The organism is Primorskyibacter flagellatus (assembly GCF_048268605.1).
GTDB lineage: Bacteria > Pseudomonadota > Alphaproteobacteria > Rhodobacterales > Rhodobacteraceae > Primorskyibacter > Primorskyibacter flagellatus.
Genome location: NZ_JBLWVF010000004.1, coordinates 215,847 through 227,528 on the forward strand (window position 1 = coordinate 215,847; position 11,682 = coordinate 227,528).

The following is an 11,682-nucleotide window of genomic DNA, read 5'->3' on the forward strand; positions in this document are numbered from 1 at the left end:
CCGAAGCGCCACGAGGTTTTTCAGCGCGGTGCATGGATCAGGTTGCGCTGAATTTGCGAATAGGCCGCATCCGCGCGCAACTACACGCGAATGGGGGAAGTATCGGGTGGAAACCATGAGGGTCATTCCGTCCAGCGCACCCCGGTCAGGTCTGTGGCTTGTGTCGGCTGGTTCTTCCAAAGCCCCTCGATCTTGGCATTGGCGATGGTCGGAAAGGCCAGCTGGAACAGGTAGCCGTTGACGTGATCTTCGGCAATCATGCGCTGCGCGTCTTTCAGCAGGGCAGAACGGGCGTCCGGATCGGTTTCGGCGTTGAGCGCGTCCATGATCGCCACGAATTCCGGTTTGCCATACTGGAAATAATAGTCCGGCCGGGCATAGATGCCGATATCCATTGGTTCGGTATGGCTGACGATGCTCAATCCGAAATTCTTGCCGCGAAACACCTCTTCGAGCCATTGCGCCCATTCCAGGTTGGTAATCTCGGTCTGGATGCCGACCTCACGCAGTTGCGCCGCGATGATTTCTCCGCCGCGCCGCGCATAAGAGGGCGGCGGCAGCTTCAGCGTCGTGGTGAAGCCATCGGCCATCCCGGTCTCTGCCAGCAGCTGCCGGGATTTTTCAGGGTCATAATTCGACAGATCAATCAGATCGACATAATCCGGATTGTGCGGGGCGAAATGCGTGCCAATGGGTGTGCCCAGGCCAAACATCGCCCCGTCGATGATCGCCTGACGATCGATGGCATGGGCCACGGCCTCGCGCACCAGCGGGTTGTCGAAGGGCGGTTGCTTGTTGTTCATCGCCAGAATGGTTTCGCCCTCGGTGGATCCGACGATGACCTGAAAACGCGGGTCAGCCTCGAATTGCGGCAGGTTTTCGGGCGCAGGGAAGCCGACGAAAGCGTCCACATCCTCGGCCATGACGCTGGCAAAGGCGGCTGTCGGGTCCGAGATGAAACGGAATGTGGCCGTTTCCAGCGCAGGCGCGTCACCCCAGTAGTCGGTATTGCGTTCCATCTCGATCCGGTCGCCCTGCACCCAGTTGACGAATTTGAACGCGCCTGTGCCGATGGGACGGGATTTGATCTCGTCGATGCTTTCGGGCGCTACGATCACCGCGTCGCCCCATGCCAGATTGAACAATAGCGCGCCGGTGGGTTGGCTGAGCGTGACGCGCATGGTCAGCGGATCCACGACCTCGACCGAATCTATGGATTCGAACAGGGCTTTCTGGGCATTCGTGCTGTCCTCGGCGCGGGCGCGATCAAGGCTGAACTTGACGTCGCTCGCCTCGAACTCTGTGCCGTCGTGGAAGGTCACGCCCTCTTGCAGATGGAAGGTGTAGGTCAGCCCGTCTTCGGAAATCTCCCAGTCACTGGCCAGTCCGGGAATGACGGCCCCATCTGCGTCGAACCGTGTCAGGCCTTCGAAGACGTTGGAATACAGGACCGAGTCGATAGCGCCAGCGGCCGCGCTGGTCGGATCAAGATGCGGAGGCTCCAGTTGCATGGCAACGGTGATGTCGGTCTGGGCCGCGTGAACCGCCGCGCCTGCACAGATTGAAATGGCCGCAAGGGCCCCGAGGTTCAGTCGCTTCATCGTCGCTCACTCCGCTGTCTTGGGCCGTAAGGTCCCCTGTCAACAATGAGTGTTGACGCGAATCGCAGCATGATCAAGCGGATGCTGCATTTGTGCAGTAGCAAGATGGTGCAGGATTTGTTATTTCGCACATGCAGCATCTCAGGCGGAGGAAACCAGGATGAGCGCCACAGCAGCCAAGAACAGACCGTTGCCCGTTGATATCCGGGCGCGCAAGGGCGGCGTTCCACTGGTCAGCCTGACCGCCTACACCACCCCGATGGCGCAGGTCATGGACGCGCATTGCGACTTTGTTCTGGTGGGCGACAGCGTCGGTATGGTGCTGCACGGGCTGCCCTCGACACTGGGCGTGACCATGGAGATGATGATCCTGCACGGGCAGGCGGTGGAGCGGGGATTGGAACGGGCGATGATGGTGATCGACATGCCCTTCGGATCCTACGAGGAAGGCCCGGCACAGGCATTCCGCAATGCAGCGCGGCTGATGGCCGAGACCGGCGCAGGCGCGGTAAAACTGGAAGGCGGGCAGGCCATGGCCGACACCATCGGCTTTCTTGTCGCGCGCGGCATTCCGGTGATGGCGCATATCGGGCTGACCCCGCAATCGGTGAACACGCTGGGCGGTTACCGTGTGCAGGGGCGCGACGCGGAAGGCGAGGCCGTGATGGCGGATGCGCGCGCCGTCGCGGAGGCCGGTGCCTTCGCAGTGGTGCTGGAAAAGGTGCCGCAGGGGCTGGCGGACCGGATCACGGCGGACATTCCGATCCCGACGATTGGCATTGGGGCATCGGCGGGCTGTGACGGCCAGATCCTTGTCGTCGATGACATGCTGGGGCTGTTCACGGCCTTCAAGGCGAAATTCGTGAAACGCTATGCCACGCTGGGAGAGGATGCAGAAGCTGCCGTTGCTGCCTATGCCGAAGAGGTCCGCGCACGGGATTTCCCTGCGCCAGAGCATGTATTTGCCGACACGACGCCCGTGAAAGCACCCAATACATGAGCGGCGTGCCGATCCTGCGCAGCCGCACGGATTTGCAGACGGCTGTGCTGGGCTGGAAGGCCGCCGGAGAGGTTGTCGGGGTGGTGCCAACGATGGGCGCGCTGCATCAGGGGCATCTCAGCCTCGTGCGGGCGGCGAAGGAAGTGTGCGACCGGGTCGTGGTGACGCTGTTCGTCAATCCCAAGCAGTTCAACAACCCCGAGGATCTGGAGAATTACCCCCGGACTGAAGAGGGTGATGCCGCGAAATTGGCACCGTTCAAGGTGGACGTGTTGTACGTTCCTGATGGCGCGCAGATGTATCCCGATGGCTTTGCCACGACTGTGTCGGTCGAAGGGCTGACGAATGTGCTGTGCGGGGCGCATCGGCCCGGACATTTCGACGGTGTGGCGACAGTCGTCACCAAGCTGTTTTTGCAATCCGGGGCCGACAAGGCGTTTTTCGGTGAAAAGGATTACCAGCAATTGCAGGTCGTCACACGTCTGGCGCGCGATCTGGATATTCCGGTCGAGGTTGTGGGCTGCCCGACGATCCGCGAGGAGGACGGGCTGGCCATGTCCTCGCGCAACCTGTTGCTGTCCGACCGCGCGCGGATCCCTGCGCCGATGCTGCACGAGGTGATGCAGGATGTGGCCGAAGGCTTGTCGCGGGGAAAGCCCTTCGGTGAGTTGAAGGCCGCCGCAGAGGCCCGGATTCTACGCGCGGGATTTACCGAAGTGGATTACTTCGATCTGCGCGCCTGTGACGATCTTTCGGTTCTGGATACGCCCGTCCGTCCGGCACGCCTGCTGGCGGCGGCGTGGCTGGCCGGAGTTCGGTTGATCGACAATATCGCGGTCCCGCCACGTCTCGACTGACGGCAAATGTGGAAAGTCCGGGAGCGAGGGGCCAGCCCCTCGCGCTCCCCGGAGTATTTTGGCCAATGAGAATTGAGGGGCAGGTCCCCTATCGGGGTGCCTGATTAGATCGTGGCGGCCGCGCGGGGGTCAGGGCGCGAGCAAGGTGCGGAGGCTATGGGCCATCACCTTGGCGCTGTCGAGCATGTCATCGACGCCGATCCATTCATCGGGTTTATGGGCGAGTTCCAGCACGCCGGGGCCATAGGCGATGCAATTCTTCAGCTTGCCGATCCGGTCGATATGTTTCTGGTCATAGCTGCCGGGAGAGGCGACATAGGTCGGGTCTTTGCCCATCACCGCGCGGATTGCGGCCCCTACCGTGGTGACGACGGGTGCCGCACGATCGGTCATGGACGGGATCACGCGGTTGATCTCACGCAGGGCGTAATCAAAGTCGGGGCGCGTGGCTTTCAGCCCCTCGAGAAGCTCGGTGATCTCTGTCCGCACGGAGTCTACGTTTTCCTCGATCAGGAAGCGGCGGTCGATCACGATGCGGCAACTGTCAGGGACACAATGAGCGGGCAAGCCGTTGTAATCGGACGATTGTTCGGGTTGGCCGCCATGGACCGAGTTGATATTCATGGTGGATTGCCTGGCCCCATCCGGAACCACGGGCATTTCAGTGTATCGCGCGGCCATGGCAGGGAAAAGTGTCTCCTCGAAGGCGTCGAGGACCGCACCCATATGGCGGATCGCGCAATCGCCGAGAAATGGCATGGAGCCATGTGCGATCTCGCCTTTGGTCTCGATCTCGGCCCACCAGCCGCCCCGATGCCCTAGACAGATCCGGTCCTTGTTGAGCGGTTCGGGGATGATGACGTGCTGCACACGCGACGGAGCGAAAAACCCCTGTTCAGCGAGATAGGCCACACCGCCATATCCGCCGGATTCTTCATCCGCCGTGCCCGAAATCTCGATGGCACCGGCGAAATCCGGGCATTCGGCAATGAACGCCTCGGCCGCTATGATGGAGGTGGCAAGCCCGCCCTTCATGTCGCAGGCCCCGCGACCGTAGATGCGCCCGTCGCGCAGTTCGCCGCCGAACGGATCGCAGGTCCAGCCCTGGCCGACCTCGACCACATCGGTGTGGCTGTTGAAATGCACGCAATCCCCGGCCCGCGCACCTTCGCGACGGGCCACGATGTTCCAGCGCGGAAAGCGGTCGCTGTCTCCGGGCGCACCGGTGGCACGGATCAGCTGCGTTTCAAAGCCGGACGCCTTCAGGCGCCGATCCAGATAGTCACAGATTGCAGCGTAGTTCTCGCCCGGCGGATTCAGCGTGGGAATGCGGATCAGATCCTGAGCAAGGGCGATCAACGCGTCCCGCATGCCGTCGATCCGGCCAGAAAGGTGCACGCCCAGATCAATGTCAGTGCTGATATCCGCCATGAATTGCCTCCCGAACGTTGGGGTGTGTTGTCCAGTGTCTCTGCCTTTCGTGCAAGGTTCAAGAGAGACGTGTCTGGGATTGGTTTGCCGGGAGGGATTGCGTTGGCAGCTTGCGGTTCGCCATCGCCCCGGACTTGATCCGGGGCCTTGCGGACGGCGTTGCGAGTGTCGCGATCGAGCTTCAAGAAGAACCTCGTTCGGTCGTCCCAAAGGCTGGGAGTGCCGAGCCGCCAATTTACAGGCCGGATTAACGCGGGTGGAGGGACCTGCAAAGCCAGGGTAGCCCGGCAGTCTTTGCAATTGGATGGGGTCACAATCACCCGACAGATATCCGCGAGTTCGGTTTGGTCTGGCGACAAACTTATGTCGATCTGCTTTGGGGCGAGGGGCCGGCCCCTCGCGCTCCCCGGAGTATTTTTGCCGATGAGAAACAGGCAGGGGCGTTGGGCATTATTGCAGCGCGACAGGGTTGCTTGACAGCGATGGCGCTTGACTTAACGAAGCCTTGGAGCCGAACCGAGGGGGATCATTCCGAGCCAGGTCCGTCCGCGCTTGAAATCAAGCGTAAGATCCAATGTGTTTTTGTTGCCCGAAAGGTTCGAGGCCAGATCCAAGGCCTGTTCCAGCATTCCGGCAACCCCCTGCGGTAGAGTTCCCGATATCGACGAAAGGTGCATCATCTCGCGCCAGTTGACGGCGCGCACCGTCATCTGGCCATCAAGGTGGCCCGATGCGGTGACGTCGGCCGCGCCTGCCAGTTTCAGCTCCAGCCCACCCCAGATCGCCTCGGCGAGACGCAGGTCCAGACGGGTGGGGCGAGGCGGGCTGGCTTCAAGCGTCGTCAGGCCCAGCGGAGCGTTCAACGCAACGGTCAGGTCTGCACGCAGCGCCGACAGGTTGTCGGGTAGGGGCAGGTCTGCGGGAAGCGGGCCGCCGGGGGCATAGCCCGTCGCCGAGGCGGTGACCCGGTAAAGCTCGGGGCCGGTATCTGCCAGTGCGATGTTCAGCGCGGCCATAGCCGCCGCACCTTGGTCGGAAGTGAGGTTCAGCACCTCCGCCTCGAAATTGGCACGGGACAGGCTTTGGGTGGCGTCGCCTTCCAAAATGACGCTGGCGCGCATTCTGTCGCTGTCTATGGTCCAGTCGGTTCCCGAGAGCGTGAGCGTCTGGCTGTGCGGCCAGACCAGAATGGCATGGTCGGGTTTGTAGCTGAGCATCAGGATCTGGAACAGCGGCGCGCGCCAGACCGTGCCGTTTTCGGGATTGGCCAAAACAAGCTCGGTGAAGGTGGCATCCAGCCGGTTGGGGAAGCCGCGGACCTGAAGGCTTTGATACTCGGCGGCCCAGCCATCGGCGCGGCGGGCTTCAAACCAGTCTTCCAGCGCGGCCTTGTGTTGATGGGCGGCGTAGAACCACCATCCCGACCATGCCAGCCCGGCAACGAGTACCGCGATCACCAAGCGTTTCATTGCCGTCCCCTTTTCAGCCCGTCCGGAATGGTGTTTACAGCGGTCATGCGACAAGGACCAGACGACATGACACTATGGGTTTTTGCCTACGGATCGCTGCTTTGGAACCCCGGTTTCGAAGTTCTGCGCCAGGAACCTGCAACGTTGCCAGGCTATTCGCGCAGCTTTTGCATGCGTTCAATCCACCACCGCGGCACCGAGGAGGACCCCGGTCTGGTGCTGGCGCTGGACGAGACGACGGGCGCGGCCTGTTCGGGTGTTGCCTTGCAAGCGGGCGGCGACCATGACGCAGTTTTGGCCTATTTGCGGGAGCGGGAGTTGGTGTCTTCCGCCTATCTGGAAAAGGTTCTGGACGTTCAACTTCCCGGCGGTCAGCAGGTGACGGCAGTGACTTATGTGATCGACCCCGATCATGTGCAATATTGCGGCGCGCTGCCGCTGGAAGAACAGGCGCAGATCATCGCGCGCGCGGTCGGCGGGCGGGGACCCAACAGCGAATATCTGTACAACACGGCCCGCCATCTGGACGAGATCGGCATTCGCGATGCAGAACTGCAATGGCTGTCGGATCGCGTCAGGGTGCTATGTGGATAACCGCTTGGCTTGCAGGGGCATCCGCACTACGGTCTGGCCGATAAAAGCGTTGTAGAACAATGGCAGGAAACGCCCAGATGGAGCAGCCGGACCTGGAGGCACAGGCACATTTCTCGCAGCCCGTCCGGCAGGTGATCCTGATGCTTGTGGTGCTGGGCCTGACAGGCGCGGGGGCGTTCGTTGCGCTGCCGCGGGTTCTGCCGGTGTTCCAGTCGAACCTCTATCTGAACGGTTTTATCCTGTTTGTCTTTGGCCTTGGCGTGCTGGCATGTTTCTGGCAGGTCGGACAGCTTATCAACTCGGTCCGGTGGATCGAGGAATTCGTCACCGAGCGCGAGTCCCGCAAGGCACCGCTGCTTCTGGCACCGCTGGCCACGCTGCTGCGCATGCGCGGGCGCCGGATGCAGATCAACACGGCATCAACGCGCTCGATCTTGGATTCGGTTGCCACCCGCATCGACGAGGCGCGCGAAATCACTCGGTATATCGTCAGCCTGCTGATCTTTCTGGGGCTGCTGGGCACGTTTTACGGCCTTGCAACCACCGTGCCCGCACTGGTCGACACCATTCGTTCGCTGGTTCCGCAAGAGGGCGAAAGCGGCGCGGATCTGTTTTCGCGACTGATGAACGGGCTGGAGTCACAACTGGGCGGCATGGGCGTGGCGTTTGCGTCGTCGCTTCTGGGGCTGGCCGGATCGCTTGTCGTGGGCTTGCTGGAGCTGTTCGCGGGTCACGGTCAGAACCGGTTTTACCGCGAGCTTGAGGAATGGCTATCGTCGATCACCCGTCTTGGCTTCGCCTCGGGCGACAGCGACGGCGAAGGTGCCGGAACATCGGCCGGTGGCGCTTACGCGCTCGACCAGATCGCGGAACAGATGCTGGGCTTGCAAGAGATGTTTGCGGCCTCCAACGAGAGCCGCTCCGAGGTTGACGACAAGTTGGGACGGCTGGTGGATGCGGTGGAACGCATGACCGAACGTGTCGAATCGTCAAGCCCGTCGACCACAGCGCTGTTGCGGGTCGCCGAGGGGCAGGAAAGGCTGGTCGAAGCCATGCACGGAAAAGGCGTCAGCGAAGGTCTGGATGCCGAAAGCCGGATGCGTCTGCGCTCGATCGACGTGCAAATGCTGCGCATCCTTGAGGAAATCGCTGCCGGACGACAGGAAAGCATGGCCGAGTTGCGCACCGATCTGGCGGGGCTTAATCGCATATTGCAACAATTGGCGGCCCCGAAAGCCGAGCCTGCCCACGCCAGGTTCCGGCCCACGGAAACCCAGCCCAAACCGCGTGGCGGCAGGGAGGAGAGCTGATCCATGGCCCTTTCGCGTCGCACCGGACAGCGGTTTCAGGCCTCGATCTGGCCGGGATTCGTGGATGCGATGACCGGGCTGTTGCTGGTTCTGATGTTCGTGCTGACGATCTTTATGGTCGTACAATTCGTGCTGCGCGAAACCATCAGTGGTCAGGAGACCCAGCTTGACTCGCTGTCGTCCGAAGTGGCGGAACTGGCCCGCGCGCTGGGGCTGGAGCGAGAGACAACCAACAGGTTGCAGGACGATATCGGGCTGCTTTCGTCAACGCTGACCGATGCCGAAACCCGCGCCGAGGAGCAAGCCGCGCTGATCGCGTCCCTGACCGGTGAACGGGACGCGAAAGATGCGGCGCTGACACAGGCGCAGGGCCGGATCAGCAGCTTTGAGGCACAGGTCGCATCGCTGATCGCTGCGCGCGACGATGCGTTGGCCAATGTCTCGCAGCTTCAGGGCGATCGCGAGGCGTTACAGGCAGAGCGTGCGGACCTGCTCAGCGCGCAGGAACAATTGAACCTCGCCCTTGCGACGGCGCGCGATGAAATCGACACGCAAGCCGAGGAGGCCCGCCTTGCTGCCGCCCGCCGCGAAGCGTTGCAGGCGTTGGTGGAAGATCTGCGGGCACAGAATGCCGATGCCGCGCAGAGCAACGCCGCCCTGACCGCACGCTCCGAAGAGTTGCAGCAAGCCCTGACCGAAGAAGAGGCGCAGCGTCTGGCAGAGGCAGAGGCCGCCGCCGCCCTGCGCGCCCGGCTTGAAACTGCTGATGCAGAATTAAGCGCCATGACGCTGGCTTTGGAACAACAGCGCCAGAAGGCTGAAGATACGTTGACCCTGCTCGCCGCCGCGCGCAAGGCAGAAGAGGATCTGAACGTCCAGCTTGCCGCCGCCTTGCTGGAGGGCGAGGACGCGGCATCAAAGTTGCGCGCGCAGACGCAGACGCAATCCGAAACGCAGGCCGCGATGGACGCACAGGCCGCCCGCGCTGCTGAACTTGCACAGAGCATCGACGAAGCAGAGGCGCAACTGGCTGACGAGCGTCAGGCCAATGAAGAAGCGCGGGCTGCATTGGCCGAAGCCCAAAGCGCGGGCGATGACGCCCGGTCACGTCTGACGGAGCTGCAAACCGCGCTGGCCGAGGCGTTGTTGCGCGCGGATGGCGCGCGGGACGAGCTTCAGCGGCTGGCGAATGTTGAGGCGCAAAACCGGCAACTGACGGCACAGGTCGAAACGCTGACTGACCGCGACGCCCGCCGCGACACGATGGTTGGCGATCTGCGTGCTCGCATTGCCGAGGCCGAAAGCGCGCTGGCATCTGCCCGGCAGACCGCACTGGATCAAAGCGCGGCGCAGGACGCGCAGGCCGAGGATATGCGCAGCAGGCTGGCAGAGGCTCTGGCCCGGTTGGAGGCTGCAACCCGCGACACCCAGACCCAAACTGTGCGCGCCGAAGAGGCAGAGGCTGCGCGGGACAGCGCTTTGGCGGCGCAGGACGCCGCTAATGTGGATCTTGCCCAGACGAATGCTGCGCTTGACCGCGCGCAACAGGATCTGGTTGCCCTGCGCGATGGGCTGAAGACCACGGAATCCGAACTGATGGCCGAGAAGGCAGAGCTTGAAACCGCGCTGGCGCAGGCGCTGGAAAGCGCGACCACGCTGAAGACGCAGCTTGATGAGGTTCGGGCCGCGCTGACGCGCGCCAAGGCGGATGCTTTGGCACGGGCCGAAACGCTTAGCGATGACAACCGATCGTTGGAGGAACGCCTTGCCGCCGCGCTTGCTGCCAAGCTGACGGTCGAACAGACCGCTGCCGAAACCCGCGAGAAACTGGCCGCAGCGCTGGCGCAGAAACGCGCGGCGGAGCAGACCCTGAGTGTTGAAATGACCGAGGCCGAAACCCGTGCGCAGCTATTGGCCACGGCCAAGCAGAAACTGGCGGATGAGCAACAGCGGGCGTCGCAGGCCACTCGACGGACCGAAGCACTGACCCAACAATTGACCGCCCTGCGCGAGCAACTGGGGCGGCTACAGGCAATCATCGACGAGTCGAATGATCGTGATGTCGCCTCGCAAGCGCAGATCCAGAACCTCGGTTCGGAACTCAACACCGCATTGGCGCGAGCGGCGGCCGAACAAAAGCGCCGGGCAGAACTGGAAGCCGCCGAACGCGCGCGCCTGCAAGCCGAGGCCGAGAACCTTGAACGCTATCGCTCGGAATTCTTCGGCCGGCTGCGTGAGCTTCTGGACAATACCGAAGGTGTGCGGATCGAGGGCGACCGTTTTGTGTTTTCCTCCGAGGTGCTGTTCGCGCTTGGCCAAGCAGATCTTTCGGCAACGGGAGAACGGGAAATCGCGAAGGTTGCCGAGATTTTGCGCGGCGTCTCGGACCAGATCCCGGACAGCATCGACTGGGTGATCCGCGTCGACGGGCATACAGACGATGTGCCTCTGCGTCCGGGGGCAGCATTTGCCGACAACTGGGAGCTCAGTCAGGCGCGGGCGCTGTCGGTGGTCAAATACATGATAGATGTGCTTGGCATTCCGCCGGATCGGCTGGCGGCCAACGGGTTTGGCCAGTTCCAGCCGGTCGAAGATGCGGATACGCCAGAGGCGCGGGCGCGCAACCGTCGGATCGAGATGAAGCTGACAGAGAAATAACTGGCGAAACAGACAGCGCGCCGGACAGCGATATGCCCGGCGCGCCGAATTTTAGGATCAGGCTGCGATGGCCGCAACGCCCTCATTCGCTGCTTTGAGCGAGCTGTCGGCGTCGATCGCGTAATGATCGGAGGCCACGAACTGCACATCGGTGATGCCGAAGAATCCAAGCATGTGGCGGACATATTTAGATGCAAAATCAATGTCTGATCCCAATCGCGTGCCGTTGGAGCTGAATGCGATAATGGCGCGGGTATTCTTCACCAGACCTTCGGGACCAGTTTCGGAATAGCGGAATGTCTCGCCAGCGCGGGCCATTTGGTCAAGCCATGTCTTCAGCTGGGCAGGGGCTGCGAAGTTGTAGATCGGCAGGCCGATCAAAATTGTGTCGGCATCCTTGATTTCGGCAATCAACGTGTCGGAAAGCGCGACCGTTTCGGCCTGCGCCGGGCTGCGTTCATCAACCGGCGTGGCGAAGGACCCCAGCCAATGTGCATCCGTCGGCGGCAGCGGATTGGCACCCAGATCACGGGTCACGACCTCTGCATCCTGGTAGGACGATTTCAGCCGGGCGAGAATATCGTCGGTCAACTGACGGGAAATAGAGCCTTCGGATTTGATGCTGGAGTCGATGCGGAGAATTTTATGTGTCATGGGATGCCCTTTTGCAGAATGAAACACGATCCGCCTCATAAATAGACCTTGCAAAAACAAACTCAATCCCATCACATGCGCAGAACCTGTGAGCAGGCGCACAGACAC

Annotated in this window: 9 protein-coding genes; 5 read left to right on the forward strand and 4 right to left on the reverse strand. The window is 62.1% G+C overall.

Features of this window, described 5'->3' with window-relative positions; genetic code table 11:
* Positions 1-122: 122 nt before the first annotated feature.
* The gene (locus ACN0WV_RS07400) at positions 123-1,601 is read right to left on the reverse strand and encodes an ABC transporter substrate-binding protein (RefSeq protein ID WP_417604733.1); all 1,479 of its coding nucleotides are present in this window, start codon (positions 1,599-1,601) and stop codon (positions 123-125) included.
* A 160-nt stretch (positions 1,602-1,761) separates the two neighbouring features.
* Between ACN0WV_RS07400 and panB the strand changes: the two genes are divergently transcribed.
* Positions 1,762-2,601, forward strand: a complete 840-nt coding sequence (panB, locus tag ACN0WV_RS07405; protein ID WP_084351431.1) for a 3-methyl-2-oxobutanoate hydroxymethyltransferase — start codon at positions 1,762-1,764, stop codon at positions 2,599-2,601.
* Positions 2,598-3,458 carry a pantoate--beta-alanine ligase gene (panC, locus tag ACN0WV_RS07410; RefSeq protein WP_417604735.1) on the forward strand — a complete coding sequence of 287 codons (861 nt, stop codon included), beginning with the start codon at positions 2,598-2,600 and terminating at the stop codon, positions 3,456-3,458. Before panB ends, panC begins: the two co-directional genes overlap by 4 nt.
* A 129-nt stretch (positions 3,459-3,587) precedes the next feature.
* On the opposite strand, the gene ACN0WV_RS07415 is transcribed toward panC, so the two are convergent.
* Both ACN0WV_RS07415 and ACN0WV_RS07420 read right to left on the reverse strand, forming a co-directional pair.
* Positions 3,588-4,889 carry an acetylornithine deacetylase/succinyl-diaminopimelate desuccinylase family protein gene (locus ACN0WV_RS07415; RefSeq protein ID WP_417604737.1) on the reverse strand — a complete coding sequence of 434 codons (1,302 nt, stop codon included), beginning with the start codon at positions 4,887-4,889 and terminating at the stop codon, positions 3,588-3,590.
* A gap of 494 nt (positions 4,890-5,383) precedes the next feature.
* Positions 5,384-6,358, reverse strand: a complete 975-nt coding sequence (locus ACN0WV_RS07420; protein ID WP_417604739.1) for a DUF2125 domain-containing protein — start codon at positions 6,356-6,358, stop codon at positions 5,384-5,386.
* 66 nt (positions 6,359-6,424) lie between these two features.
* Here ACN0WV_RS07420 and ACN0WV_RS07425 point away from each other — a divergent pair, with 66 nt between their 5' ends.
* The 3 genes from ACN0WV_RS07425 to ACN0WV_RS07435 all read left to right on the forward strand — a co-directional run bounded on the left by ACN0WV_RS07425 (position 6,425) and on the right by ACN0WV_RS07435 (position 10,920).
* The gene (locus ACN0WV_RS07425; RefSeq protein WP_417604740.1) at positions 6,425-6,952 is read left to right on the forward strand and encodes a gamma-glutamylcyclotransferase; all 528 of its coding nucleotides are present in this window, start codon (positions 6,425-6,427) and stop codon (positions 6,950-6,952) included.
* A gap of 77 nt (positions 6,953-7,029) precedes the next feature.
* Positions 7,030-8,262 carry a biopolymer transporter ExbB gene (locus ACN0WV_RS07430; protein ID WP_417604742.1) on the forward strand — a complete coding sequence of 411 codons (1,233 nt, stop codon included), beginning with the start codon at positions 7,030-7,032 and terminating at the stop codon, positions 8,260-8,262.
* Positions 8,263-8,265: 3 nt separating this feature from the next.
* Positions 8,266-10,920: a peptidoglycan -binding protein gene (locus ACN0WV_RS07435; protein ID WP_417604743.1), complete on the forward strand. Its 2,655-nt coding sequence runs from the start codon at positions 8,266-8,268 to the stop codon at positions 10,918-10,920.
* A 57-nt stretch (positions 10,921-10,977) separates the two neighbouring features.
* On the opposite strand, the gene ACN0WV_RS07440 is transcribed toward ACN0WV_RS07435, so the two are convergent.
* On the reverse strand, positions 10,978-11,574 hold the full coding sequence (locus ACN0WV_RS07440; protein ID WP_417604745.1) for an FMN-dependent NADH-azoreductase: 597 nt from the start codon (positions 11,572-11,574) through the stop codon (positions 10,978-10,980).
* Positions 11,575-11,682 lie beyond the last annotated feature (108 nt).